Source organism: Actinomadura sp. NPDC048021 (assembly GCF_040653135.1).
Lineage (GTDB): Bacteria > Actinomycetota > Actinomycetes > Streptosporangiales > Streptosporangiaceae > Spirillospora > Spirillospora verrucosospora.
Window position 1 is genome coordinate 14072 of record NZ_JBEZJQ010000011.1, and the last position, 26081, is coordinate 40152.

The window sequence follows — 26081 nt, forward strand, 5'->3', positions numbered from 1 at the left end:
GAGGTGACGTCAACCCCAGCCCCACCGGTCGCCGACGCCCCACGGGTCGGGCGCGATCGGCGCGTCGGGCTCCCCGACGCCGAACCGGCTGCGGAAGAACACCATCGGGCGCCGCCACGCGCCGTCCACCACCTCGTGCCGGTCCACCGCCAGGACCCGCCCGATCACCACCTCGTGGTCGCCGGCCTCGTGCACGTCGTGCACGACGCAGTGGACCGCGAGCAGGACGTCCGGCAGGGCGGGGGCGCCCCACCGCGACTCCTCCCAGTCCAGCCCCTCGAACTTGGCGCCCCGGCTCGACCCGAAGCGCTCGCACAGCTCGCGCTGCTCCTCGCCGAGGACGTTCACGCAGAACCGTCCCGCCGAGCGGATCCGGGGCCACGACCGCCCGCGCTTGTCCGCGCAGAACAGGATGAGCGGCGGGTCCAGCGACACGGACGCGAACGACTGGCAGGCGAAGCCGACGGGCTCGCCGCCGTCGAGGGCGGTGACCACGGTGACGCCCGTCGCGAACTCCGCCATGGCCTTGCGGAAGTCCGCCGGCTCCGGCGCGGCCGCGTCGGCGTCGTGCAGGGGCGTGAGCGCTGGCTCGGCTGGCATGTGTTCACCTCGGGGCTGCGAGCGGGCGGGCGTTCGAATCCACTATGCGACATTTCTACTAACGGGTACTCACCCGGCACCGGTCAAGGGGCCGCCGGTGAGCCCGAAGGTAGGCACGCCCCTGCGCGCCCACCCGCCCCGATCCCGATGAGTGGAAGCGGGCCGCGGGACAGGCCCGCCGAGCCGCCCTGGGACCCGCGTCCCGCTGATCGGGATCCACCGCCGGACCCCGCCGTCCCGCCGATTACGTTCCGGACAAGCCACCGTCGAAGGACTGGGAGATCATGCCTGCGGAGCTGACCTACGAGTCGACGTTGCGCGAGCTCGCCACCGACCAGGGCGTCCTGCGCTACCACGAGGCCGGTGAGGGCCCGCCGCTGCTGCTGCTGCACGGCTCCGGTCCCGGCGTCACCGGCTGGCGCAACTACCGCGGCAACCTCGCCCGGTTCGCCGAGCACTTCCGCTGCCTGGTCCTGGAGTTCCCCGGCTTCGGCGTCAGCGACCCGACCGACGAGCACCCGATGATGGCCGCCGGCGGCGCCGTCGTCCGCTTCCTGGACGGCCTCGGCCTCGGCCAGGTCGACGTCATCGGCAACTCCATGGGCGGCATCGTGGCGACGCAGGTGGCGCTGCGGCACCCCGAGCGCGTCCGGCGGCTGGTCACCATCGGCGGGATCGGCCGCAACGTCTTCAGCCCCGCGCCCGGCGAGGGGATCAGGCTGCTGGCCGAGTTCACCGACGACCCGACCCGCGAGGGCCTCGTCCGGTGGCTGAACTCGATGGTGTACGACCCGCGGATCGTCACCGAGGAGATGATCGAGGAGCGCTGGAAGCAGGCCACCGACCCCGACACCCTCGCCAGCGCGCGCCGCATGTACGGGTCGAAGGCGATGGCGGCCCGCGCGAAGGCGATGGCGGCCTCCGACGAGCCGCCGTACTGGGCGATGCTCCACAGGCTCAAGGCCGAGACCCTGATCACCTGGGGCCGCGACGACCGGGTCAGCCCCGTCGACATGGTGCTCGTGCCGATGCGCACGATCCCAAACGTGCAGGTGAACATCTTCCCGAACTGCGGGCACTGGGTGATGATCGAGCAGAAGTCCGCCTGGGAGAGCGCCGTGCTGGCGTTCCTGACCCGGAAGGACGAGCGGTGAGCGAGCGGGAGCGTCCGAGCGGCTGGGACCACGAGTACGACCTCGTCATCGTCGGCAGCGGCGGCGGGGGGATGGCCGCGGCGCTGACCGCGCACGACGCCGGGATCTCCGCGCTGATCGTGGAGAAGGGCAAGAAGTTCGGCGGCTCCACCGCGATCTCCGGCGGCGGCATCTGGATCCCCAACAACCCGACGCTGAAGGCGCGCGGCCACGACGACAGCCGCGAGTCGATCCGGCGCTACCTGGACCACCTCACCGAGGGCCGCGTCCCGGCGGCGCGGCTGGACGCGTTCGTCGACCACGGGCCCGCCGCCATGGAGCTGCTCTGCCGGAGCAGGTGGATGCGGTTCTTCTGGACGAAGGGCTACGCCGACTACCACCCCGAGTACGAGGGCGGGCGCCCGCTCGGCCGGTCCATCGAGGCCAAGCCGTTCGACACCCGCAAGCTCGGCGACGACGAGCGGTACCAGCGGCCGAACAGCATGAAGGGCCCCCTCGGCCTGTGGATCACCGCGAAGGACTACCACGACCTCGCGATGGCCAAGCGCACCTGGACGGGCCGGCGCGCGTCCCTGGTCGCGGCGTGGCGCGTGTCGTCCAACATGGTCCGCCGCCGCCACATGGCGACCGGCGGCCGGGCGCTCGCCGCGCGGATGCGGATGGCGCTGAAGGACGCCGGGATCCCGCTCTGGCTGAAGACCCCCATGACCGAGCTCGTCGTCGAGGACGGCCGCGTCACCGGCGTCGTCGTCGAGCGCGACGGCGCGGCGCTGCGCGTCCGCGGGCGCCGGGGCGTCCTGCTCGCGACGGGCGGCTTCGACCACAACCAGCAGATGCGCGACAAGTACCTCCCGAAGGGCGGCCAGGAGGACTTCGCGATGGGCGCCCGCGAGAACACCGGCGACGGCATCCGCGCCGGCGAGAGCGTCGGCGCCGCGCTCGACCTGATGGACGACGCGTGGTGGATGCCCGCCGTCCGGCACCCGGCGGGGGCGACGATCCCGCTGCTGTCGGAGCGGTGCATCCCCCGGTCGGTGATCGTGGGGCAGGACGGCAAGCGGTTCACCAACGAGTCGGCCCCGTACGTCAACTTCGTCCACGACCAGCTGGAGGGCGGGCACGTCCCCTGCTGGTTCGTGATGGACGCCAAGGCCCGCGCCCGGTACCCGTTCGCGCAGATCCTGCCGGGCGCGCCGATCCCCAAGGCGTTCTACGAGGCGGGCATCGCGTTCAAGGCGGACACGCTCGCCGAGCTGGCCGGCGAGATCGGCGTCCCGGCGGACGCGCTGGGCGAGACCGTCGAGGCGTTCAACCGGTACGCGCGCGAGGGCAAGGACCCCGAGTTCGGCCGCGGCGACTCCGCCTACGACCGCTACTACGGCGACCCGAACCTGAAGAACCCCAACCTGGACGTCATCGAGGGCGGCCCGTACCACGCGTTCCGGATGGAGGTCGGCGACCTCGGCACCAAGGGCGGCCTCGTCTCCGACGAGCACGCCCGCGTCCTGCGCGAGGACGGGTCGGTCATCGAGGGCCTGTACGTGACGGGCAACTCCTCGGCGTCGGTGATGGGCAACGAGTACGCGGGCCCGGGCGCCACCATCGGCCCGGCCATCGTGTTCGGCTACATCGCCGCCCGGCACGCCGCCGGGAGCGGAGGGTCCGCCGGGAAGGCCGCGGGACGCTCATGACGGCACTGAAGGCGCGGGTGGTGGAGGTCGTCCGGGAGACGGCCGACGCGCACTCGCTCGTCCTCGAACCCGTCGAGGGCGACCGGGAGCGGTTCGCCTACCGGCCCGGGCAGTTCCTCACCGTCCGGGTCCCGGCGGAGGGCGGCTGGGCCGCGCGCTGCTACTCGCTGTGCAGCTCGCCGCTCACCGGCGACCGCCCGAAGGTGACGGTGAAGCGGGTCGCGGGCGGTCTCGGGTCCAACTGGATCTGCGACAACGTCACGGCGGGCGACGTCCTGGAGGTGCTGCGCCCGGCGGGCACGTTCACACCGCCGTCGCTGGACGAGGACCTGCTGCTCGTCGCGGGCGGCAGCGGCATCACCCCGGTCATGTCGATCCTCAAGTCGTGCCTGGCGGCCGGCTCGGCGAGGGTGGCGCTGCTGTACGCCAACCGGGACGAGCGGTCGGTCATCTTCGCCGACGAGCTGAGGGAGCTGACCGAGCGGCACCCGGACCGGCTCACCGTCGTCCACCTGCTGGAGTCGGTGCAGGGCCTGCCGACGGCCGCCGCCGTCCGCTCCCTGGCGGGCCCCTACGCGGGCCGTCCCGCGTACGTGTGCGGCCCCGAGATCTTCATGGACCTGGTCTCCGAGACGCTCACCGGCCTCGGCGCGAAGGTGCACGCCGAGCGGTTCTTCTCGCTGGAGGGCGACCCGTTCGAGAGGCCCGACGACGCGCCGGAGCAGGCGGAGGCGGAGGACGGCGACGCCGGGGAGATCGAGGTCGAGATGGACGGCGAGACCCGCACGGTGCCGTGGCGCGCGTCCGAGCGGCTTCTCGACGCGCTGCTGCGCGCCGGCGTCGACGCCCCGTTCTCCTGCCGGGAGGGGTCCTGCTCGGCCTGCGCCTGCGTGGCGCTGGAGGGCGAGGTCACCCTGGACGCCAACACGGTCCTCGACGAGCAGGATCTCGCCGACGGCCTCATCCTCGCCTGCCAGGCGAGGCCGGTCACCGACCGGCTGAAGATCACCTACGACGGCTGACGAAACATACTGGGAGACAGGCGATGGCTGACCGCGTGCTTGACACGATCATGGAGAGGGCGGAGCAGATCCGCGAGCTCGGCCCGGCCAACGAGGCGCTCGGCAGGCTCGACGACAAGGCGGCGCAGATCCTCAAGGACGCGGGCGCGATCCGGCTGCTCCAGCCGAAGGAGCACGGCGGCCTGGAGGTCCACCCGCGCGAGTTCGCCGAGACGGTGATGGGGATCGCCTCCCTGGACGGCTCCACCGGCTGGGTCGCCGGCATCGTCGGCGTCCACCCGTGGGAGATGGCCTACGCCGACCCGAAGGTGCGCGAGGAGATCTGGGGCGAGGACCCCGACACCTGGATCGCGTCCCCGTACGCACCGATGGGCATCGCCCGGCCCGTGGACGGCGGCTACGTGTTCAACGGCCGCTGGCAGTTCTCCTCCGGCACCGACCACTGCGACTGGATCTTCCTCGGCGCGATGCTGGGCGACGAGGACGGCAAGATGGCGCAGCCGCCGCGGTCCCTGCACATGATCCTGCCGCGCGCGGACTACGAGATCGTCGAGGACTCGTGGGACGTCGCCGGGCTGAAGGGCACCGGCAGCAAGGACGTCATCGTCAGGGACGCGTTCGTCCCGGCGTACCGGACGCTGGAGTACTCCAAGGTCGTGGACGGTTCGGCGCCGCGCGAGGCGGGGCTGACCAACCCCTCCTACCTGATGCCGTTCTCCTGCGTGTTCCCGCTCGGCATCTCCTCCGCGGTCATCGGCATCGCCGAGGGCGCGCTGCACCACCACCTGGCCTACCAGCGCAACCGCGTCCAGATCACCGGCACGAAGATCAAGGACGACCCGTACGTGCTGTACGCGATCAGCGAGGCGGCCGAGGAGATCAGGACGTCCCGCACGGCGCTGCTGGACAACTGCTCGCGCATGTACGACATGGTCGCCGCCGGGCACGTGCCGACGTTCGCCGAGCGCGCCGCCGGGCGCCGCACCCAGGTCCGGGCGGCGTGGCGGGCGGTGCAGGCGATGAACGAGATCGTCGTCCGGTCGGGCGGCAACGCGATGCGGAACGACAACCCGATCCAGCGGTTCTGGCGGGACGCGCACGTCGGCCTCGCCCACGCCATCCACGTCCCCGGCTCGGTCTACCACGTCTCCGCCCTGACGGACCTGGACATCGAGCCGCCCCAGGGCCCGATGCGGTCGATGATCTGAGCCCGCCGACCCGCGGCGTGCCGGGAGCGTGGGCGCCTCCACCGCCCGGCACGCCGCGCCACACGGGGCCCTAGCCGAGCAGGCCGCGGTCGGCGACGAGCCTGGGGGTCCAGACGACCCGGCCGAGGTACTCGTCCGCGGCCGGGTCGGTGACCAGCCAGACCACGGCCGCCGCCGGCGCCTCCTCCGGCGTCGGCTCGAAGCCCTCGTCCTTCAGGCGGTCGAGGCCGCCGCGCGCCGCGCCCGCCTCGGTGACGACGAACCCGGGGTCGAGGTTGAACGCGCGGACGCCGGCGCCCCGGTACTCGGCGTTGATCGCGCCGGCGAGGCGCCCGAACGCCGCCTTGGACGCCGCGTACGCCACGCCCCAGCCGCCCTCGCCGGGCGGTCCCGGCGGGTCGGTGGTCGCCGACCCCGAGCACAGGTCGACGATCGTCCCGCCGCCGCGCGCCAGCATCGCGGGCAGGACGGCCTGGAGCAGGACGATCTGGTTCAGGTAGTTGCCCGTGACGGTCCGCGCCGCCACCTCCGGGTCGAGGTCGAGGAACCGCTCGTGGGTCCCGGCGACGTGCGCGACCGCGTTGTTGACCAGGACGTCCACGCGGCCCCACGCGTCGAGGACCGTCGCGGCGGCGGCCGTCACGCTCGCCCTGTCGAGCAGGTCCATCCGCACCGGCAGGGCCCGCGCGCCGAGCGCCTCGATCTCCGCCGTGGTGCGTTCCAGGCTCCCCGGGACGGGGATCGGCTCCGCGCGCCCGTGACGCGGCGGTATCCGGCCGCGGCCCTCCTCCACCGTGCGCGCGGTGAACGCGACGTCGTACCCGGCGGCGGCCAGCGCGAGCGCCGTCCGCCTGCCGATGCCCCGGCTCGCCCCGGTCACCATCGCGACCGGCCTGCCCGTCGTCGTCATGAGACCTCCCCCTCCAGATGAGAGCCGCCGCCGTCCGCCCGGCGCACGAAGACTCTCACTCAGCGGGAAGGGCCCGGCGGCCCGCCCCCGGATTTGGAAGGTTGAGGCTCGACGGCCGCCGCGCGGGCCGCTATCCAGAAGGGACCGAGGACAGTGACGCAGATCCGAGGGCTGGGATATCTGAAGGTCCAGACCCGGCACATCGACCGCTGGCGCGAGTTCGCCCTGGAAGGGCTCGGCTTCGCCGAGGGGAGCGGACCGGACCCTGACGGCCTCTACCTGCGCATGGACGAGCGCCGCTCGCGCCTCCGGGTGCTGCCCGGCGACACCGACCGGGTGCTGGCCGTCGGGTGGGAGGTCCGCGACCAGTACGCGCTGGCCGCCGTCCGCGAGGCCGTGGAGAAGTCCGGGACGGCCGTGACGACGCTGACGTCCAAGGAGGCGGCGGAGCGCGACGCGGAGGAGGCCATCGCGTTCACCGACCCGGGCGGGACCCCCGTCGAGGTGTTCTGGGGCCCGGTCCTGGACCACAGCCCCCTGCGCACCGGCTTCGCGCAGAAGTTCGTGACCGGCCCCATGGGCATGGGCCACGTCGTGCTGCCCACCCCCAGGTTCGTCGAGACCGTCGCGTTCTACGCCGAGGTCCTCGGGTTCCTGCCGCGCGGCGCGATGAGGGTCGGCGGCGGCGCCGCGAAGGTCAGGTTCATGGGCGTCAACCAGCGCCACCACAGCATCGCGATCTGCCCGGCGCCGTTCGACGGCGACCCGGGCCTCGTCCACCTCATGGTGGAGGTCGACACGCTCGACGCGGTCGGCATCGCGCTCGACGCCATCACGGAGAAGGGCTTCTCGATCTCCTCCACGCTGGGCCGCCACACCAACGACAAGATGGTGTCGTTCTACGTGCGCGCCCCCGGCGGCTGGGACGTCGAGTACGGCTGCGAGGGCATGCTCGTGGACGAGGCGTACTACACCGCCGAGGAGATCACCAGGGACAGCTACTGGGGCCACGACTGGTCCGGGTCCGAGCCGCTGGCCGCCTTCGTCCCGCCGCGGAAGGGCTGACGCCGATGCCGAAGCCCTCGGTGGAACCGGTCGGCGCCGCGGAGGTGGAGTTCGACCACGAGTGCGACGTGCTGGTGGTCGGGTTCGGCGCCGCGGGCGCCGCCGCCGCGTACGAGGCCGCGGCGGCGGGCGCGGACGTGCTCGTCCTGGAACGGTCGAGCGGCCCCGGCGGGACGTCCGCCCAGTCGGGCGGGGAGCTGTACCTCGGCGGCGGCACGCGGGTGCAGAAGGCGTGCGGCTTCGACGACACGCCCGACGCCATGTTCGCCTTCCTCACGGCGGCGCTCGGCCCGCACGCCGACGGGGAGAAGCTGCGGCTGTACTGCGACGGGAGCGTGGAGCACTTCGAGTGGTTCCGCGCGCGCGGCGTCCCGTTCAAGGAGAGCCTCTTCGACGCGCCGGGCTGGATGCCGTACACCGAGGACGGCCTGATGTGGCTCGGCGAGAACGCCTGGCCGTACAACGAGATCGCCCGGCCCGCGCCGCGCGGCCACCGCCCGGAGACGCCGATGTTCGCCGGCGGCGTCCTCATGGAGAAGCTGATCGCGGCCGCCGCCGAGGCGGGCGCCGTCGCCCACCAGGACACCTACGCGACGAACCTCGTCGTGGACGGCGCCGGCCGCGTCGCCGGCGTCGTGGCGCGCCGGTTCGCCGACCGGGTGGTCTACCGGGCACGCAGAGGCGTGATTCTGACCTCCGGCGGGTTCGTCGACAACGAGGAGATGCTCGCCGACCACGCCCCGGTGCTGCTCGGGCACGACAAGGTCAGCGACGGCACCAGCGACGGGTCCGGCATCCGGATGGCGACCGCGCTCGGCGCCGCGACCCGCCGCATGGCGTCGGTGGAGATCGCGCTCACCGCCAACCCCGCCGTCATCTGCCGGGGCATGCTCGTCGACGGCCTCGGCCGCCGGTTCATCAACGAGGACGTCTACCCGGGCCTGTTCAGCCACCGGGCCGTCCAGCACCAGCCCGCCCCCTACTGGGCGATCATCGACGAGGCCGGGCACGACGAGATCCCCGAGGCCGACATGTGGGGCGTCCGACCCAAGCACGCGGCGGAGACGGTCGCGGAGCTGGAGGAGTCGCTCGGCCTGCCGCCCGGTTCGCTGGAGGCGACCGTCGAGACCTACAACCGGTTCGCGGAGCGGGGCGAGGACCCCTACTTCCACAAGGACCCCAAGTGGCTGCGCCCCCTGAAGGGGCCGTTCGCGGCGATCGACCCGGCCGACGGGTTCTTCGGCGCCGGTAGGCACGGCGCCGGGACGGGCGCCGGCGGGTTCACCCTCGGCGGTCTCGACACCACCGTGGACGGCGAGGTCCGCAACAACTCCGGTGAGCCGATCCCCGGCCTGTACGCCGCCGGGCGCACCGCCTCCGGCATCCACGGCGAGGGCTACATCAGCGGGACGTCCCTCGGCGACGGCACGTTCTTCGGCCGCCGCGCCGGGCGCGCCGCCGCCGCATCCGAGAACTGAGAGGTCTGTGCATGAAGTACGCCGTCCTTCTCCCCGTGGCGGCGGGCGTGACCGCCGATCCCGCGTGGATCGGCCAGTACGCCCGGCACGCGGAGGCCTGCGGCTTCGAGTCGGTCGGCGCGGTCGAGCACGCGGTGGTGGCGAGCGGCTACTCCAGCGTCTACCCCTACGACAGCTCGGGGCGGATGGAACTGGCCGACGACCTGGACATCCCCGATCCGCTGGAACTCCTGGCGTTCCTGGCGGGGCGGACGTCGCGGATCGGGCTCGCCACCGGCGTGCTCGTCCTGCCGAACCACCACCCGGTGGTGCTGGCCAAGCGGCTCGCCACGGTCGACGCGCTGTCGGGCGGGCGGCTGCGGCTCGTCGTCGGCATGGGCTGGATGCGCGAGGAGATCGAGGCCTGCGGCGCCGACTTCGAGACCCGGGGCCGGCGGGGCGACGAGCAGCTCCGGGTGCTGCGCGAGCTGTGGGCCGACACCGCGCCCGGGGGCGCCTCCCACGACGGGGAGTTCTTCCGCTTCGAGGGCGCGATGAGCTACCCGAAGCCGGTCCAGGAGGGCGGGATCCCCATCCACATCGGCGGCCACTCCAAGGCCGCCGCGCGCCGCGCGGGCCGCTACGGCGACGGCCTCCAACCGCTCGGCGTCGCGGGGGACGAGCTGCGCGGGCTCGTGACGCTGATGCGGGAGGAGGCCGAGAAGAACGGCCGCGACCCGGACGCCCTCGAACTCACCCTCGGCCACTCGCTGGCGGCCGTGACGCCGGAGAAGGCGGAGAGGCTGGCCGCCCTCGGCGCGGACCGGCTCGTCCTGCGCGGGGCCGTGACGACGGACCTCGGCGAGGCCGAGGACGAGCTGTCCGCCTGCGCCGAGCGGCTGGGCCTGTCGGGATCATGACGCTCGACACCGCCGACCGGATCGCGCTCGGCGACCTCGTCGCCCGGTACGCGCTGCACGCCGACCGCCGCGAGGTCGACGCCATGGCCGGCCTGTTCGCCGAGGACGCCGTCCTCGTCCTGCCCGACGCCCCCGGCGAGCTGGACCCGGTGCGGACCTTCACCGGGCGCGCCGAGATCGCCGCGACGCTGTCGGCGCTGCACGGCGTCCCGGTCACGTTCCACGCGCTCGCCGGAGAGGTGTTCGGCGCGGGGCCCGAGCCCGGCACCGCCACTGGCGAGGTCGCCTGCGTCGCCCACCACCTGAGCGACCGCGAGGACGGCGCCGTGCGGGACCTCGTCTGGCACTGCCGCTACACCGACGCCTACCGGCTCGACGGCGGCGCCTGGCGGTTCGCGCGGCGCGAGCAGCGGATCGACTCGATCGAGACCCGTCCCGTCCGGAGGCGGCGCCATGGCTGAGCGGGCGCGGGTCAGCGTCGTGACCGGCGGCGCGCTCGGCATCGGGGGAGCGATCACCCGGCGCCTCGCCGCGGGCGGCGACCTGGTGGTCCTCAACGACATCGACGCGGACGCCGCCGGACGGGCCCGCGCCGCCGTCGAGGCCGCCGGGGGCCGCTGCGTCACGGTCGTCGGCGACATCACCGAGGACGCGACCGTCGCGGACATCGCGGCGGCCGCGCTCGACCACGGCGGCGCCGACGTCCTGGTCAACAACGTCGGCGACTTCCGCCCGGCCGCCGCGTCGTTCCAGGACAGCACGCCCGGCCAGTGGCAGCGCCTCTACGAGCTGAACCTCCTGCACGTCTTCGCGCTGACCCACGCGCTGCTGCCCGCGATGATCGACCGGGGCGCGGGGAGCATCGTCAACAACTCGACGGTCGAGGCGTTCCGCGGCATCCCGCAGCACCCGGTGTACTCGGCGTTCAACGCGGGCGTGTCGGCGTTCACGCGCAGCCTCGCGGTCGCGGTCGGCCGGCACGGCGTCCGCGTCAACGCGATCGCCCCCGACCTCGCCGACACCGAGCAGACCCCGGCGGCCTGGATGCGGCGCGGCTACGACGAGGGCTTGGAGCACACCTGGGTCCCGCTCGCCCGCTTCGGCGACCCCGACGACTACGCCGCCGTCGTCGCGTTCCTCGCCTCCGACGACGCCCGGTTCGTCACCGGCCACACCATCCCGGTCGACGGCGGCACGCTCGCCGCGTCCGGTTGGTTCGTCCGCGCCGACGACCAGGGCTGGACGAACCGCCCGCACCGCGCCTAGGGGCGCATCGAGACGAGAGGAGCCGTGTCGCATGCAGGACGGGAAGACCCGGAGCGCGGTGCCGAAGGAGAGCGCGGTGCTGGGGGACGACCGTCCCGCCCGCGAGACCGCGTTCGCCGACCTGGTCGCGGCCCGCGGCGGCGACGACCGGACGGGCCTGTGCTTCGAGGACCGCTCCTGGACCTGGCGGGAGGTCGTCGCGGAGTCCCTGCGGCGGGCCTCGCTCGCCCGGGACGTGCCCGGCCACGTCGGCCTGTTCCTGGAGAACGGGCCCGAGCACCTGTTCTGGCTGCTCGGCGCGGCGCTCGCCGGTGTCCCGGTCGTGGAGCTGAACCCGACGCGGCGGGGCGCCGAGCTGGCCCGCGACATCACCCACACCGACTGCGCGCTGCTGGTCACCGAGACGTCCCGCGCGCCGCTGCTCGACGGGCTCACGCGGGTCCCGGCCCTGACGGTCGACACGCCCGCGTACGCCGAACGGCTGGCCTCCGCCCGCCTCGCCGCCCCCGCCCCGGTGGACCCCGACGCGATCTTCTCGCTGGTGTTCACGTCCGGGACGACGTCCGCGCCCAAGGCGGTGATCTGCACGCAGCGCCGGCTGGGCCGGATCGCCGTGCAGCAGCGCGACCGGCGCGGCCTCACCGGCGACGACGTGTTCTACGTGGTCATGCCGATGTTCCACTCCAACGCGCTGATGGCCGGGATCGCGCCCGCCGTCGCCGCGGGAGGCCGCATCGTCCTGCGCCGCAGATTCTCGGCCTCGGGCTTCCTCCCGGACGTGCGCCGCCACGGCGTCACGTTCTTCAACTACGTCGGCAAGCCCCTCAGCTACATCCTGGCCGTCCCGGAGAAGCCGGACGACGCCGACAACACGCTCCGCATCGCGTTCGGCAACGAGGCGGCGCAGCGCGACATCGACGCGTTCGCCCGCCGGTTCGGCTGCGCCGTCATCGACTCCTACGGGTCGAGCGAGGGCGAGATCCGCCTCACCCGCGTCCCCGGCACGCCGCCCGGCTCGCTGGGCGTCGCCGAGGCGGGCACCGTCGTGATGGACCCCGCGACCCTGCGGGAATGCCCGCGCGCCGAGTTCGACGCGAACGGGGTGCTCCTCAACGCCGAGGAGGCCATCGGCGAGATCGTCGACACGATGGGCGCCGCCAAGTTCGAGGGCTACTACAACAACCCCGAGGCGACGGCGCGGCGCGTCCGCAACGGCTGGACCTGGTCGGGCGACCTCGCCTACCGCGACGCCGACGGCTACTGGTACTTCGCCGGCCGCGACGACGACTGGCTGCGCGTGGACGGCGAGAACTTCGCCGCCGCCCCCGTCGAACGCCTCCTGGCCCGCTTCGAGCCCTTCACCGACGTCGCCGTCTACGCCGTCCCGGACGACCGGGTGGGCGACCAGGTGATGGCCGCCGTCACCCTGGCCCCGGGGCACGCCTTCGACCCGTCCGCCTTCACGGCCTTCCTGGCCGCCCAGCCGGACCTCGGCACCAAGTGGACCCCGCGCTACGTCCGCCTGGTCGAGGCCCTGCCCCGCACCCCGACCAACAAGGTCATCAAGCGCGTCCTCCGCACCGAAGGCCGCGACACCGCCGACCCCGTCTACGAGCACCGCGACGGCGCCTACGTCCTGCGCGGCTCAGCCTGAGGTCCCCTCGGCGAAACACCTGACGCCCGGAGCGGGTCAGGACGGCTCCGGAAGCATGCGCTTCATCGCGGCGTGCGCCCCGGCGACGAGCTTCTCGCGGGGGAAGCCGGCGCGTTTGCGGGCCATGTCGTAGTTGCCGCCCGCGACCCAGACCGGGCCGTCCGCCAGGTGTTCGAGGCCCTCGCGGGCGACGTCGTCGGGCTCGGCGACGTTCAGGCCCGGCATGTCCATGTTGAGGCCGGCGCGTTCCATCGCCGGGGTGCGGGTCACGCCGAGCACGAGTTCCAGGACGTCCACCCCGTGCTCGCGCATCTCCAGCCACAGCCCCTCGGCGAAGACGCGGCCGAACGCCTTCACCGCCGAGTAGATGCTGATCTGCGGCTGGCCCATGTAGCCGGCGAGGGAGCCGACCAGCAGGATGCCGCCGCGTCCCCGCTCCTTCATCAGCGCGCCGAAGTGGTGCGTGAGCGCGAGCTGGGCGGTGATGTTCAGGTCGATGACGCCCTGGAAGCGGTCCAGGTCGCCGGTGACGAACTCGTGGCCGTAGCTGTTGGCGCCCGCGTTGAAGACGAGCAGCCCGACGTCCAGGCCGTCGGTCACCTCGCGGACCGCCTTGAGCGGGTCCGGGGCGACCAGGTCCAGTTCGAGGGTGCGCACCTCGACGCCCTTCGCGCGAACGGCCTCGGCCGTCTCCGCCAGCGGCCCCGGCTTGCGGGCGATCAGCACGAGGTTCAGGCCCGCGTCGGCGAGGCGGTGCGCGAAGGCCGAGCCGACGCCCTCCGAGCCGCCCGCGATCACGGCCCACGGGCCGTATCGGTCGATCATTGCTCTCCGTCCAGGTCCGGCGTCCACGCGACGCCGTTGATGTGCGAGCCGCCGTCCGCGAACAGGGTGTTCCCGGTCAGGTAGCGGGCGTCCTCGGACGCCAGGAACACCGCCACGGGGGCGATGTCGGTCTCCGGGTCGCCGAGGCGGCCCATCGGGTTGGCGCGGTCGGCGGCCGCCTCGATCTCCGGGTGCGCGGCCGCCATCCGGCGGAACGCCGCGCTCTTGGCGCCCGGGCAGACCGCGTTGACGACGACGCCGGTGGGCGCCCACTCGCGGGCGGCCGTGCGGGTCAGCGTCCGCAGGGCCTCCTTGGCCGAGTTGTACTCCAGGGTCCCCATGTGGGCGTTGACGCCGTTCAGCGAGCACATGTTGACGACGCGCCCCCACCCGCGGGCCTTCATGTGCGCGAAGGCGGCCTGCATCGCCCACAGCGGGCCGTAGTACCCCATCGCGAACCCGCGGGCGATCTGCTCGTCGGTCTTGGCCTCCACCCGGCTCACCGTCCCGGCGCCCCAGGCGTTGTTGACCAGCACGTCCACCGAGCCCCACGTCTCGACCGCCGCGTCCACCATCGCGCGGACCTGCGCCTTGTCGGTGACGTCCGTCCGGACGAACCGGGCGGCCGCCCCGATCTCCGCGGCGACCCGCTCGCCGGACTCCGGGTCGAGCTCCGCGACCAGCACGCGGGCCCCCTCCGCGGCGAAGCGGAGGGCGATGCCGCGCCCGATCCCGTCGCCCGCGCCGGTCACGACCGCGACCCGCCCGGCGAGCCGTCCGCCCGTCACTCGACCACCGTGATCGCGCCGTTCAGCGCGGCCTCCTGGATGGCCGAGCGGAGCGCCGGGCAGGTCGCGTGCGGGTCGTCCAGGCCCACGCACGCCTCCCTGGCCTCGGCGTTCCACTGGATGCTCGTCTGCTCCCAGCTCGACTTGCGCACCATCACCTCGGCGGCACAGCGGCGGCAGCGGACCGGCAGCAGCGGCCCGTCCAGGAGGCGCTCGTCCTGGCGGGTCGTCACGCCGACGCCCCTTCGGACTCCCGGCGGGCCATGTTCGCGTCGACCTCCTTCTGCCAGGACTCCACCGGCCGGGTCGTGTCGATCTCGTACTCGAACCGGTCGGTCATCTCCGGCGTGACGTCGGCGACGTCCACGTAGAACTGCTCGTACCAGCGGCGCAGCTGGTAGACGGGCCCGTCCTCCTCGCACAGCAGCGGGTTGTCGATGCGGGTCTTGTTCCGCCAGATCTCGATGTCCTGCTCGAAGCCCGTCAGGATGAAGTCCGACAGCTTCTGCGCGGTCGCCTCCGCGGCATCGGCCGGCAGCGCGTCGCTGTGCTGGACGATGATGCCCGAGTGCAGCGAGAACGAGTTCTCGTCGATCGGGTAGTGGCAGTTGATCAGGACGGAGTGCAGGTCGTACCCCTCGTAGTGGTACGTCAGCTCGTCGATCATGAAGGAGGGGCCGTGGTAGGACGCCACGGAGGTGTTGCCGAGCATCTTCGGCCCGCCGCTCCCGCCCTCCCGGCGCGCGTCCTCCCGCGTCCGGCCCTTCATGATCTGCGTGGCCACCTGGCCCTCGAAGATGTTCTTGAAGTACGTCGGGAACGACTTGTGGATGTAGAAGAAGTGCGCCATGTCCACGACGTTGTCGATGACCTCGCGCGCGTTGGTGTGGACGACCGTCTCCGTCCAGCGCCAGTCGGTCCAGTCGTCGCGGGTGGCGCCCTCGATCACCGGGATCGTCACGTCCTCCGGCGGCTTCTTGCCCTCCGGGTCGTTCCAGACGAACAGCAGCCCGTCCTGCTCCATCGTCGGCCACGCGGCCGTCCGGGCCCGCAGCGGGACGCGGCGCGCGTAGGGGATCTGCTTGCAGCGGCCGTCGCCGCCCCAGCGCCAGTCGTGGAACGGGCACGCGATCGCGTTGCCCTTGACGGTGCCCTGGGACAGGTCGCCGCCCATGTGGCGGCAGTAGGCGTCCAGGACGTTCGTCGTGCCGTCCTCACCGGTGAAGACGACGAGCTTCTGCCCGAACGCGGTCACGGTGTGGGGCTTGCCGTCCCGGAACTTCTCGGCCAGCCCGAGGCAGTGCCATCCCCGGGCGAAACGGCGGGTGATCGCCTCCGCCTCGATGGCGCGGACGGCGTCCGACTCGGTTGCGGTCACGTGGATCATCCCTTCGGCGATGGACGGGTGATTCGAACGTTAGGTCGCAGGTCACCGTCCCGACCGCCGAGTCCCATTGGCCGGGACGCCCGGTCCCGCGCCGGCACGGGACCATGGTCTCCTGCAATGGCCGTACTAGGGAAGGAGCGGGGATGAGCAACGAGGTCCTGGACGCGGTGCGCGGACTGCTGCCCGGCATCGCCGAGCGGGCCCGGTCCGTGGACGAGAAGGGACGCATCCCCGCGGAGACGATCCGGGAGCTGACCGCCGCCGGGGTGTTCCGGATGCTCCAGCCCACCCGGTACGGCGGCGCCGAGGACGACCCCGTCGCCTTCTACGAGGTGATCCGCGCGGTCTCCGGAGCCTGCGGCTCGACCGGCTGGGTCGCCGCGGTCCTCGGCGTCCACTCCTGGCACCTCGGCCTGTTCGCCGACGAGGCGCAGCGCGAGGTGTGGGGCGCGGGCCCGGACACCCTCATCGCCTCCTCCTACGCCCCGATCGGCCGCCTCACCCCCGTCGACGGCGGCTACGAGGTGACGGGGCGCTGGTCGTTCTCGTCCGGCTGCGAGTTCGCCTCCTGGGCGCTGCTCGGCGCGCTCGTCGTCGGCGCCGAGGGCCGCCCGGTCGACTTCATGACCGTCCTCGTGCCCCGGCGCGACTACGAGATCGCCGAGGTCTGGGACTCGATGGGCCTGCGCGGCACCGCCAGCGACGACATCGTCGTGGAGAAGGCGTTCGTCCCGGCCCACCGCGCGATGCGCAACTTCGAGCAGGCCCAGCTCCGCAATCCCGGCCGCAAGGTCAACACGGGCCCGCTCTACCGCATGCCCTTCGGGACGATCTTCACCAGCACCGTCGCCGCCAGCGTGATCGGCATGGCGGCCGGCTGCCACGACCTCTACGTGACCCGCATGCGCGACCGGATCCGCCTCAGCCTCGGCGGCGGCCGCTTCGTCGAGGACCAGTTCGCCCAGGTCGCCGTCGCCCGTGCCGCCTCCGAGATCGACGCCGCGGTCCTGCAGACCGACCGCAACGTCCGCGAGATCCACGAGTACGCCGTCCGCAACGAGAAGATCCCGATGGAGCTGCGCCTGCGCGCCCGCCGCGACCAGGTGCGCGGCACCGAACGCGCCATCGAGGCCATCGACATCCTCTTCAAGACGGCCGGCGGCAACTCCCTGCACCGCGGCAACGTCATCGAACGCGCCTGGCGCGACGCCCACGCCGGCAGCGTCCACGTCGCCAACGACGTCGAGCACGCCCTGTCCATGTACGGCCGGGGCGAGTTCGGTCTCAAGGTGGAGGACAACCTCGTCTGACCACCGGACCGGCTCGTCCGGCTCGATGGGTGACACGTCGACGAAGGACACCGGACAGAGAGGTGGCGGCCGCCCCCCGAACTGGTCGGGGAACAGCCGCTTTATGCGGGTGCCAGCCCACTACTCAGTGGGCTGACCTTGTTGAGTCAGCTCTGCTCCAGGTTTCCGCAGTTGCCGCAGAACCACATGGAGCCCCCCTGGTCGCCCGGCTTCGACATCTGGGCACCGCACTTGGGGCAGGTCATGGAAACCAACTCCCTTTGCTTTCCGCCGAGGTCCGAGACCTCGACGTGTTGTTTGGTGGCCGTCGGGAAGGCTTCCCTCCCAACGTTCGACAGCAATTGCTCCTGCCGACGGACAGGAACTGTACGCCATTTCGAGCGTTTGACAACTCAGTGTGCTCTAGGGCACATAAGTAGTTGGTTATTAAATGCTGATTGCGATCAGTGATCACTCGATCACATATTTGTGGTGGGTCGTAAATACGCGGTCAGGGCCGGGGGTCGCCGCCGTCCGGCGCTACAGCCTCTGTACACGGGGCGATGAGGGCGACACCGCGGGTTGTCATGATCTGCGCCACAAGATCATCGTCCTGCCGCGAATCCGGCCCGTCGGTCGTCCGCGGGCCGGTACTCTGCCGCCAGGCGGCCAGTGGCGAATGGGGATTCGCCGTGTCGAAGGCCGCCGCACGGGGATGGCAGGGATGGTGGCGAAGTGGTTCGAATGTGAGTGCCGACTGAAGTAGTGCTTCCTGCGGCGCACGGAGCCCGGCCTTTACCGCGTACCTTCGCGTACGTCGGTTTCTTCGGAGTGCCCGACAAACGATCGGGCCCGGGGGCGGTCTCGGGGTGCGCGGTAAACAAAGGCGTGGCCTTCACGCCATTTCGGCATGCCTTTGTACGAGTGCTGGGGGCGGTCGCATAATGAATGGCGCATGCCCTGGCCGCGCCTGAACGCGGTCGGCGTCGGAGGCGGGGCCCCGTAAACGTCCGGCCCGGCTCTCGGTGAGAGCCGGGCCGTTCGCGGCGGCTCCGGGCAAGGAGCGCGTGATGGCGTGGGGTCAGGAATCGGCGCGCGCCATGTGGTGGTGGCAAAGGCGCTTGAGTGCGTGCTCGAAGGCGCGGGCGTGGGCGGCCTCGTCGCCGGCGATCTCGGTGAAGAGGCGCGCGGCCTTGTAGGCGTGCTCGGCCCGGGCGGTGCGGGCGAAGCTCGGGTACATCTGCGTGGCCTCGTAGGTCTCACCGGCGATGCTCTTGCGCAGGTTCTCCTTGGTGCGGTGGACGAAGCCGGCGAGGTCGGCCTCTCCGGCGAAGTGCTCGGTCAGCTCGACCGCGGCGGTGCGCTCGAACAGCCGGGCCAGCTTCGGGCTGCGGGCCTTGGCGTGCTCGCCGTAGAGCGTGTACTTGGCGTTCGCGAACGCCTCGCCGTGCATCGCGGTCTCCAGGTTGCGGAGCGTCCTCGCCGAGTGCACCTTGGGCTTGCCCGCGACGACCTTGACGGGGTCGGGGGTGGGCCCCTCGGGGATCTCTCCGCGGTGGTGCTCGATGGCGTACAGCGCCTTCGCGAAGTAGCGGGCGTGCGTCAGCTCGTCCGCCGCGATCTCGGTGAAGAGGCGGGCGGCGTTGTCGTCCTTGTCCTCCCGCGCCTCCCTGGCGAACCGCGGGTACATCCGCGTGCCCTCCTCGATCTCGCCCTTGATGCTCTCGCGCAGGTTGGACGCGTCGTCGCGGACGAAGTGGATGAGCTGCGCCTCCTTGGTGAAGTGGTCGTGGAGCTCGGTGTCCGCGGTCTTCATGAACAGGGCGCGCACCTTGGGCAGATGCTCGTACCCGGCCTGCTCGCCGTAGAAGTGGTAGCTCGCGTGCGCCAAGGCCTCACCGTGCATCGCGGTGAGGGTGTTCTCGTAGGTCTTGTGGTGCACTACCGCCGGGGTGGCGGCCTGCGTGGGGAGCGCGGTCCCGACCACCATCGCCGCTCCGGCGAGGGCGGCGCAGGTCCTGGTGAGCCCTGACGTGGTCATTTCTTCCCTTTCGGATGCTCGGTCGCTTTATGTAGCTGATCAGTTACTACATGTAGCGATCGTGGGTCGTCGGCACCACCCGAAAGGGGCACGGAAAGGGTCAAATCGATACCACGGGTGTGGTCCCGTCCACCCGCGGACGGGACCACACGGGCCGGGTCAGCAGCTCGCGGCCGGGGTCTCGCCTCGGCGGACGGCCTGGGCGAACGCCAGCGCCGTCTCGAAGGACGCGCCGATGCCGCCCCGGTGGTCGGCGCCCTCGAACGTCCAGTACGCGATGGTTCCGTAGCGCTTGCACAGGTCGTTGACGATGTTCTGCGTCGCGGCGGGGGAGACCTCGCGGTCGGCGGTGCCCTGGGCGACCAGCGTCGGGACCTGCAGGGTCAGCCCGAGCGCCTCCTGCGAGTCGTAGTAGGCCTCGAACCGCGTCAGGTCGGCGTCCGGGCGGAACACCTTGTCCAGCGGCAGGTCCTTGCTGAGCTGCTTGAGCTGGAGAAGGCACGCGTTCGTCCGGCCCGCCCTGGCGACGGCGGCGGCGTCGTCGGTCAGCAGGTCCTCCGGGACGAACGCCGGGTCGGCCGCCTGCGCGCCGTTGAGCAGCACGAACAGGAATGGCAGCGCCACCTCGGCGCCCGGGTACTGTGCCTTCACGTACTGCGCGGTCTGGCTCATGTTCGAGCCGGGCGCGATCGCCACGGCGCCCCTGAGGCGGATGTCGCGGGGCTTCTGCTTCGCCGCCGCCGTGTAGAGCGTCGCCTGGCCGCCCTGGCTGTGGCCGGCGACGAACCAGTCGCGCCCGATGCGGGGGTCCGTCCTGCGGGCGGCCCGGACGATGTCGGTGACGGTGTTGGCCTCGCTGGCCCCGTTCATGTACGGGTGCCCGCCGGGCGTGCCGAGTCCCTCGTAGTCGGTCTGGACGACCGCGAAGCCGTTCGCGACCCACTTGTCCAGGTACGCCTCGGTGAGCGACAGGTAGTCGCGCACCGGGCCGCCCGGGGCGTCCGCGGACGGAGCGCAGGCGTCGGCGGTCCCGGTGGTGCCGTGCGCCCAGCTCAGCACCGGCCAGCCGCCGGGCGGCGGGGTGCCCTTCGGGACGGCGACGGTGCCCGTGACCGTGATCCGCTTCCCGCCCACGCCCTCGGAGGCGTAGGTGACGAACCGGTTCTTCGCCGCGCTCGGCAGCGCCGCCAGGTTCGTCAGCGGCCGGCTTTCGAGCAGCTTCCCGCGCTGCGCCGGGGCGGCCTGCGCGGGGGCCGCGCCGATCCCGGCCAGCACGGCGCATGCGGCCGCCGCGACGGCGCCCCTTCCCGTCGATCTCACGTGTGGTTCCTCCTGATGTCCTGGACGGCGCGGTAGGCGAAGGCCATGGCCGACCCGATCGGCACGCCGGGCCCCGGGTAGACGGGGCCCGTGAACGAGGCGCTGGTGTTGCCGGCGGCGTAGAGCCCGGGGACGGGACGGCCCGAGCCGTCCAGGACGCGGGCGTCGGCGTCGGTGCGCAGCCCGCCCTTCGTCCCGAGGTCGCTCAGGACGACCCGCGCGGCGAGGTAGGGCGGCCGGTCGACGGGCACGACGCACGGCCCGCCGCCGGAGAAGTACAGGTCGTAGGGGTCCTCGCCGCGGTGGAACTCCTCGTCCGCGCCCTTGGCGGCGAAGCCGTTGAACCGCTCGACCGTGGCGGCGAGCGCATCCGCCGGGAGCCCGATCACTCCGGCCAGCTCCGGCAGGGTGCCCGCCTGGACCCAGGCGCCCGAGGCGAGCTGCTCGTCCGCCCGCAGCGGCGGGACGGAGATCGCGGGCAGGCCGCCCGCCCGCGCGTCCCAGATCAGATGGAACGGTCCCTCCGCGACGGCCATCCGGCGTCCCATCCGGTCGTAGGGGAGGGACTCGTTGGCGAACCGGCGGCCCGAGCCGTCCACGATCAGCCCGCCGCGGAACCCGAGGGTGAACGCGGGCCGTCCGTCGGGGGCGAGCAGGCCGGGGCAGAACCACGCCTGGTCCAGCAGTCCGGTGGACGCGCCGATCCGGACGGCGGCCTCGATCGCGTCGCCGGTGTTCGCGTCGCCGGGGGCCATCGTCAGGCCGGCGCCGCCCGGCACGCCGCGCTCGGCCCGCAGCGCGGCGGACGACTCGAAACCGCCCGCCGCCAGCAGGACGCCGCGCCGGGCCCGCAGCCGCACCGGGCCGTCCGCGGTCATCGCCGCGACCCCGGTCACCCGGCCGTCCTCGACGACCAGGTCGGTCAGCGCGGTCCGCGTGCGGATCTCCCCGGACCCGGTCGCGGTGACCGCCAGCAGCAGCCGGCCGATCAGCGCCCGCCCCTGCGCCAGCGGCTTGGACGCCGAGTGCCCCCGGCCCGCCCGGTCCCGGTCGACCGGCGGGCGGACGAGCGCGGCGAGCTCCCCGAGCCGCTCGGCCGGAAGTTCGACCGGGACGAACGACCGCCCCATGTCCAGGCGCCCGGGCGCGTCGAAGTAGTCGGGGAACGCCTGGAAACGGAACTCGATCGCCGGGTCCCTCTCCAGGAACTCCACCAGCTCAGGGGCTGTCTCCAGGAACGCCTCGCGGCGCTCGGCCTCGGCGTCGCCGAGCAGCGCCCGCAGGTAGGTCCGCGCGCCCTCGGTCGAGTCGCCGAGCCCGGCGCGCTCCTGGACCCGCGTCCCCGGCAGCCAGATCGCCGCACCGGAGTACGCGGACGTCCCGCCGAGCAGGCCCGTCTTCTCCAGGACGGCGGTCCGCAGGCCGCCCGAGGCGGCGGCGAGCGCGCCCGCCATCGCCCCGGCCCCGGAGCCGGCGACCACCACGTCGTACTCGTCGTCCCAGCCGGCTCGTCCCATGTGGCATGCCCTCCGACCTCGGGTTCTCAGCGCGGGCACACCGTAGGGCGCGGTCCGGGCGGGGAGGGGCGGCCCGTCCCACTGACCGGTACGGACGTTCGCGGGGACGGTCCGGAGCCCGGATATTGTTCCCTGGCAGGACGGGAAGGATCGCAGGACGGAAAGGACCGGGGGAGGACCGTGGCGAGGATCGCAGCGGGCAGGCTGTCCGCCGAGCCGAGCTCGCCGGAGCAGCACGACCGGCGCGAGCGCATCCTGCGCGCCGCGTCGCGCATCGGCGCCGAGAAGTCCCTCGAACGCGTCCAGATGCACGAGGTCGCGAAGGCCGCCGGGGTCGCGATCGGCACCCTGTACCGGTACTTCCCGTCCAAGGTCCACCTGTTCACCGCGGTCATGGCCAAGCAGGTCGACCGGCTCCGCGACCAGGTCACCGAGCCCGCGCCCGGCACGAGCCCCGAGGACGCGGTCGCCGACCTGCTGGTGCAGGCCAGCCGGCACCTCATGGCGCAGCCGGTCCTGTCGACGTCGATGCTGCACGCGTCCAACACCGCCCACGTCGCGACCGTCGCCGACACCGTCCACATCGACAGCACGTTCCGGGAGATCCTGCTGCGGGCGGTGGGGATCGAGGTGCCGACCGCGCAGGACGTCACCCTCGTCCGGCTGCTGATGCAGTGCTGGTACGGCGTCCTCCAGTCGAGCCTGAACGGCCGCGCGTCGATGGCCGACGTCGAGAGCGACATCCGCCTCGCCTGCCGGCTGCTGCTCGCGCCCCGCTCGAACGCTCCGGGAGGCGGCGCCGCGCGCCCCGCGCCGAACGCCTCCCAGTGATCGGGACGGCCCCGGCGGACGTCCCGCGGCCGGGCTAGCGTGCCGCCATGAATCGCTTTGACGGCGTGAAAGTGCTGCTCACCGGGGCCGCGTCGGGCATCGGACGGGCCACCGCGATCCGCCTGGCCGCCGAGGGCGCCGCGGTGTACGCCGTGGACCTCTCGGAGGAGGGCCTCGCCGGGACGGCGGCCGCGGCGGGCGGTCCCGGCACCGTCGCCACCCGGGTGGCGGACGTCACCGACGAGGCCGCCGTGATCGCGACCGTGGCGGACGCGGCGGCGGCGCTCGGCGGCATCGACGTGCTCGTCAACGTCGCGGGCGTCCACAAGACCACCCCGATCGAGACCCTGACGGTGGACGACCTCCACCGGATGTTCTCCGTCAACCTCGTCGGCACCGCCCTGTTCTGCCGCGAGGCGCTCAGGCACCTCCCCGACCGCACCGGCGTGATCGTCAACACCGCCTCGCTGTCGGCGACGCAGGGCAACCCGTTCATGACGGCGTACTCGGCGTCCAAGGGCGCCGTGCTGGCGTTCTCGCTGAGCCTCGCCGCCGAGCTGGCCGCCCGCCGCATCCGCGTCGTGCCGATCTCCCCGGGGGCCGTCGACACCCCGCTGACCCGGGCGCCGGACATGTTCCCGGACGGCCTGGACCTCACCTACTTCTCCAAGATCCGCTCCTACTACGGCGCGGCCGAGCCCGAGCACATCGCGGCCGCGATCGCGTTCGCCGCCTCGTCCGACGCCGCCTACTTCACCGGCGCCGACCTCCGCGTGGACGGCGGCGCCCACACCTGAGAGGGACCACCATGGCACGCACCATCGCCGTCAGCGGGACGGCGTCCGGCATCGGGAAGACGCTCGCCGGGCTGCTGCGCGAGCAGGGGGACACGGTCGTCGGGGTCGACCTGCGCGACGCCGACGTGTGCGCCGACCTCGGCGGCGCCGAGGGACGGTCGCGGGCGGTCGCCGAGGTGCTGGACCTGTGCGGCGGCACCCTGGACGCCGTCGTCGCCTGCGCCGGCGTCTCCGACTTCACCGAGCTGCCCGTCAAGGTCAACTACTTCGGCGTCGTCGCGCTGATGGAGGGCCTGCGCCCCGCGCTGGCCAGGGCGGAGGCCCCGCGCGCGGCCGTCGTCGGGTCGATCGCCGGCACGCACCCGGTGGACGAGGAGACCGTGCGGGCCTGCCTGGCCGGGGACGAGCCCGCCGCGCTGGAGGCGGCGGCGAAGGTCGTCGCGGCCGGCGCGGGCAACCGGACGTACCCGTCGTCGAAGGCGGCGCTGGCGCGGTGGATGCGCCGCGCGAGCGTCACCCCCGAGTGGGCCGGCGAGGGAATCCCCCTCAACGCGATCGCGCCGGGCGTGGTCAGGACGCCGATGAGCGCGCCGCTGTTCGAGGACGAGGCGATGCTCAAGGTGATGAACGAGGCCGTCCCCATGCCGCTGAACGGCTACGCCGGTCCCGAGGTGATCGCGGAGGCCCTGCGCTGGCTGGTGTCGCCCGCCAACACCCACATGACCGGCCAGGTCATCTACGTGGACGGCGGCGCCGAGGCGACCCTGCGCGGCCCGGACGTCTTCTGAACGGCCGCCGGCCCGCCCCGCGCGTCGCGCGGGGCGGGCCGGCGTCGCGCCTCAGTGCCTGCTGGTGCCGGTGTCGTCGAGCGCGGCGACGCTGTAGGCGGCGTAGGTCCGGTGCGGCTCGCGCCCCTCGAAGTACGGGGTGATCTGCTCGCCGAGCTCCTCGACGGAGAAGACGCCGTCCGCGGCGGTGAACTTGTGCTCCACGGTCGGTGCGGCCATCAGCGCGACCATGTCGCCGTACACCACGAACACCTGCCCGCTGATCTTCTCCGCCGCCGGGGACGCGAGGTAGCCGACGAACGTCCCGACCCGCTCGGGCGCCATGGAGTCCAGCCCGCCGGGGGAGGTGCCCTCGGCGAACGTCGCCTCGGTCATCGCCGTCCGGGCGCGGGGGCAGATCGCGTTGGCGCGCACCCCGTATCGGCCGAGGCCCGCCGCCGTCGACAGCGTCAGCGCGACGATGCCGGCCTTCGCCGCCGAGTAGTTCGGCTGGCCCGCCGACCCGAACAGGAACGCCTCCGACGCGGTGTTGACCACCCGCCCGTAGACCGGGCCGCCCGCGGCCTTGCTGGCGGCCCGCCAGTGCACGGCTGCGGACCGCGACACCGCCGCGTGCCCCTTCAGGTGGACGCGGACGACGTCGTCCCAGTCCGACTCCGACAGGTTGAACAGCATCTTGTCGCGCAGCACGCCCGCGTTGTTGACCAGGACGTCCAGCGAGCCGAACGTGTCGACGGCGGCCGACACCAGCGTGTCGCCCATCGACCAGTCGCCGACGTCCCCCGTCACCGCGACGGCCTGGCCGCCCGCCTGCTTGATCTCGGCGACGACCTCCTCGGCGGCCGGTCCCATGTCGTTGACGACGACGTTGGCGCCCCGCGCGGCCAGGGCGAGGGCCTCGCAGCGGCCCAGCCCCGCGCCCGCGCCGGTGACGACGGCGGTGCGGCCCGCCAGGGAGAGGTCGGCGTTCATCTGAGCCTCCGGGTCGGTGTGGGGAACGTCCGCCGGGAGGCTAGTACGTATTCTAGTTCCGCCACCGGAGACGTCCCGCTGAGCGGGCCCGCGGCGGCCGTTCGACCGGCGCGGACCGGTGAGTGGGACAGCCGTTGCCCGCGAATGAGAATGAATTCTAGTCTCGCGCCATGACGCTGAACCTGGCGACCCTCTTCGAGGCGGTGGCCGCGGCCGTGCCCGGCCGTCCCGCCCTCGTCTGCGGCGACCGCAGGGCGACGTTCGCCGAACTGGACCGGCGGGCGGACGCCGTGGCGCACCGGCTGCGAGCGGCGGGCGTCGCCCCCGGAGAGCACGTCGGCGTCCACATGCCGAACAGCGCCGAGTACGTCGAGACGCTGCTCGGCTGCCTGAAGGCCCGCGCCGTCCCGGTCAACGTCAACTACCGGTACACCGACCGCGAACTGCGGCACATCTACACCGACGCCGAGCTGGCGGGCCTGGTCGGGGCCAGACGCGTTCTCACCGGCGAGCCCACGGCCTGACCTGCCGCCCGATGAACGCCGCCGCGTGTTCCGGGGCGGCGTACCGATCCGCTTG

At 72.9% G+C, this 26081-nt stretch carries 25 protein-coding genes; 15 read left to right on the forward strand and 10 right to left on the reverse strand.

Annotated features, from left to right (window positions below; all coding sequences use genetic code 11):
* Positions 1-9: 9 nt before the first annotated feature.
* Complete coding sequence (locus AB0C87_RS19540; RefSeq protein WP_345179246.1) at positions 10-600, reverse strand: flavin reductase family protein; 591 nt, start codon at positions 598-600, stop codon at positions 10-12.
* A gap of 284 nt (positions 601-884) precedes the next feature.
* Here AB0C87_RS19540 and AB0C87_RS19545 point away from each other — a divergent pair, with 284 nt between their 5' ends.
* Genes AB0C87_RS19545 through AB0C87_RS19560 form a run of 4 tightly spaced genes read left to right on the forward strand, consistent with a single transcriptional unit; the run spans position 885 to position 5675 of the window.
* On the forward strand, positions 885-1754 hold the full coding sequence (locus tag AB0C87_RS19545) for an alpha/beta fold hydrolase (RefSeq protein ID WP_345179247.1): 870 nt from the start codon (positions 885-887) through the stop codon (positions 1752-1754).
* Complete coding sequence (locus AB0C87_RS19550) at positions 1751-3445, forward strand: FAD-binding protein (RefSeq protein ID WP_360578786.1); 1695 nt, start codon at positions 1751-1753, stop codon at positions 3443-3445. Before AB0C87_RS19545 ends, AB0C87_RS19550 begins: the two co-directional genes overlap by 4 nt.
* A complete protein-coding gene (locus tag AB0C87_RS19555; protein WP_353832220.1) occupies positions 3442-4467 on the forward strand; it encodes a 2Fe-2S iron-sulfur cluster-binding protein in 1026 nt (341 codons plus the stop codon). The genes AB0C87_RS19550 and AB0C87_RS19555 overlap by 4 nt, the downstream gene beginning before the upstream one ends.
* A gap of 23 nt (positions 4468-4490) precedes the next feature.
* Complete coding sequence (locus tag AB0C87_RS19560) at positions 4491-5675, forward strand: acyl-CoA dehydrogenase family protein (protein WP_360578788.1); 1185 nt, start codon at positions 4491-4493, stop codon at positions 5673-5675.
* Positions 5676-5745: 70 nt separating this feature from the next.
* On the opposite strand, the gene AB0C87_RS19565 is transcribed toward AB0C87_RS19560, so the two are convergent.
* Complete coding sequence (locus tag AB0C87_RS19565) at positions 5746-6585, reverse strand: SDR family oxidoreductase (protein WP_345179254.1); 840 nt, start codon at positions 6583-6585, stop codon at positions 5746-5748.
* Between the two features lie 153 nt (positions 6586-6738).
* Here AB0C87_RS19565 and AB0C87_RS19570 point away from each other — a divergent pair, with 153 nt between their 5' ends.
* From AB0C87_RS19570 to AB0C87_RS19595, 6 genes are read left to right on the forward strand one after another with little or no spacing between them, the layout of a single operon-like run.
* A complete protein-coding gene (locus AB0C87_RS19570) occupies positions 6739-7650 on the forward strand; it encodes a VOC family protein (protein ID WP_345179257.1) in 912 nt (303 codons plus the stop codon).
* 5 nt (positions 7651-7655) lie between these two features.
* Entirely contained in the window at positions 7656-9128 is a 1473-nt protein-coding gene (locus AB0C87_RS19575; RefSeq protein ID WP_360578791.1) for an FAD-dependent oxidoreductase, read from the forward strand.
* A gap of 11 nt (positions 9129-9139) precedes the next feature.
* A complete protein-coding gene (locus AB0C87_RS19580; RefSeq protein WP_360578793.1) occupies positions 9140-10027 on the forward strand; it encodes an LLM class F420-dependent oxidoreductase in 888 nt (295 codons plus the stop codon).
* Complete coding sequence (locus AB0C87_RS19585; protein ID WP_345179261.1) at positions 10024-10488, forward strand: nuclear transport factor 2 family protein; 465 nt, start codon at positions 10024-10026, stop codon at positions 10486-10488. The genes AB0C87_RS19580 and AB0C87_RS19585 overlap by 4 nt, the downstream gene beginning before the upstream one ends.
* The gene (locus AB0C87_RS19590) at positions 10481-11293 is read left to right on the forward strand and encodes an SDR family oxidoreductase (protein WP_360578795.1); all 813 of its coding nucleotides are present in this window, start codon (positions 10481-10483) and stop codon (positions 11291-11293) included. Before AB0C87_RS19585 ends, AB0C87_RS19590 begins: the two co-directional genes overlap by 8 nt.
* Positions 11294-11324: 31 nt before the next feature.
* Positions 11325-12947: an AMP-binding protein gene (locus AB0C87_RS19595; RefSeq protein ID WP_360578797.1), complete on the forward strand. Its 1623-nt coding sequence runs from the start codon at positions 11325-11327 to the stop codon at positions 12945-12947.
* 36 nt (positions 12948-12983) lie between these two features.
* On the opposite strand, the gene AB0C87_RS19600 is transcribed toward AB0C87_RS19595, so the two are convergent.
* Genes AB0C87_RS19600 through AB0C87_RS19615 form a run of 4 tightly spaced genes read right to left on the reverse strand, consistent with a single transcriptional unit; the run spans position 12984 to position 15947 of the window.
* On the reverse strand, positions 12984-13772 hold the full coding sequence (locus tag AB0C87_RS19600; protein WP_345179267.1) for an SDR family NAD(P)-dependent oxidoreductase: 789 nt from the start codon (positions 13770-13772) through the stop codon (positions 12984-12986).
* Positions 13769-14560 carry a glucose 1-dehydrogenase gene (locus AB0C87_RS19605; RefSeq protein WP_360578799.1) on the reverse strand — a complete coding sequence of 264 codons (792 nt, stop codon included), beginning with the start codon at positions 14558-14560 and terminating at the stop codon, positions 13769-13771. The genes AB0C87_RS19600 and AB0C87_RS19605 overlap by 4 nt, the downstream gene beginning before the upstream one ends.
* Positions 14557-14793, reverse strand: coding sequence for a ferredoxin (locus AB0C87_RS19610; RefSeq protein WP_345179272.1), 237 nt, complete (start codon positions 14791-14793; stop codon positions 14557-14559). Before AB0C87_RS19610 ends, AB0C87_RS19605 begins: the two co-directional genes overlap by 4 nt.
* The gene (locus AB0C87_RS19615) at positions 14790-15947 is read right to left on the reverse strand and encodes a Rieske 2Fe-2S domain-containing protein (RefSeq protein WP_345179273.1); all 1158 of its coding nucleotides are present in this window, start codon (positions 15945-15947) and stop codon (positions 14790-14792) included. The genes AB0C87_RS19610 and AB0C87_RS19615 overlap by 4 nt, the downstream gene beginning before the upstream one ends.
* 143 nt (positions 15948-16090) lie before the next feature.
* Between AB0C87_RS19615 and hsaA the strand changes: the two genes are divergently transcribed.
* Positions 16091-17257 carry a 3-hydroxy-9,10-secoandrosta-1,3,5(10)-triene-9,17-dione monooxygenase oxygenase subunit gene (gene hsaA / locus AB0C87_RS19620; RefSeq protein WP_345179275.1) on the forward strand — a complete coding sequence of 389 codons (1167 nt, stop codon included), beginning with the start codon at positions 16091-16093 and terminating at the stop codon, positions 17255-17257.
* 1060 nt (positions 17258-18317) lie between these two features.
* Here the strand turns inward: hsaA and AB0C87_RS19625 are convergent.
* The 3 genes from AB0C87_RS19625 to AB0C87_RS19635 all read right to left on the reverse strand — a co-directional run bounded on the left by AB0C87_RS19625 (position 18318) and on the right by AB0C87_RS19635 (position 22114).
* On the reverse strand, positions 18318-19277 hold the full coding sequence (locus tag AB0C87_RS19625) for a ferritin family protein (RefSeq protein ID WP_360578800.1): 960 nt from the start codon (positions 19275-19277) through the stop codon (positions 18318-18320).
* A gap of 159 nt (positions 19278-19436) precedes the next feature.
* Positions 19437-20597, reverse strand: coding sequence for an alpha/beta hydrolase (locus AB0C87_RS19630; protein WP_360578802.1), 1161 nt, complete (start codon positions 20595-20597; stop codon positions 19437-19439).
* On the reverse strand, positions 20594-22114 hold the full coding sequence (locus tag AB0C87_RS19635; protein WP_360578803.1) for an FAD-dependent oxidoreductase: 1521 nt from the start codon (positions 22112-22114) through the stop codon (positions 20594-20596). Before AB0C87_RS19635 ends, AB0C87_RS19630 begins: the two co-directional genes overlap by 4 nt.
* Positions 22115-22294: 180 nt before the next feature.
* On the opposite strand from AB0C87_RS19635, the gene AB0C87_RS19640 reads away from it, so the two are divergent.
* Genes AB0C87_RS19640 through AB0C87_RS19650 form a run of 3 tightly spaced genes read left to right on the forward strand, consistent with a single transcriptional unit; the run spans position 22295 to position 24530 of the window.
* Positions 22295-22945 (forward strand): TetR family transcriptional regulator, encoded by a 651-nt coding sequence (locus AB0C87_RS19640; protein WP_360578804.1) that lies wholly within the window; start codon positions 22295-22297, stop codon positions 22943-22945.
* Between the two features lie 47 nt (positions 22946-22992).
* A complete protein-coding gene (locus AB0C87_RS19645) occupies positions 22993-23742 on the forward strand; it encodes an SDR family oxidoreductase (protein ID WP_360578806.1) in 750 nt (249 codons plus the stop codon).
* 11 nt (positions 23743-23753) lie between these two features.
* Positions 23754-24530 carry an SDR family oxidoreductase gene (locus tag AB0C87_RS19650; protein ID WP_345179286.1) on the forward strand — a complete coding sequence of 259 codons (777 nt, stop codon included), beginning with the start codon at positions 23754-23756 and terminating at the stop codon, positions 24528-24530.
* Between the two features lie 51 nt (positions 24531-24581).
* Here the strand turns inward: AB0C87_RS19650 and AB0C87_RS19655 are convergent, their stop codons facing one another.
* Positions 24582-25502 (reverse strand): 3-oxoacyl-ACP reductase, encoded by a 921-nt coding sequence (locus AB0C87_RS19655; protein ID WP_360578808.1) that lies wholly within the window; start codon positions 25500-25502, stop codon positions 24582-24584.
* A gap of 170 nt (positions 25503-25672) precedes the next feature.
* Between AB0C87_RS19655 and AB0C87_RS19660 the strand changes: the two genes are divergently transcribed.
* The gene (locus AB0C87_RS19660; RefSeq protein ID WP_360578809.1) at positions 25673-26026 is read left to right on the forward strand and encodes an AMP-binding protein; all 354 of its coding nucleotides are present in this window, start codon (positions 25673-25675) and stop codon (positions 26024-26026) included.
* Positions 26027-26081 lie beyond the last annotated feature (55 nt).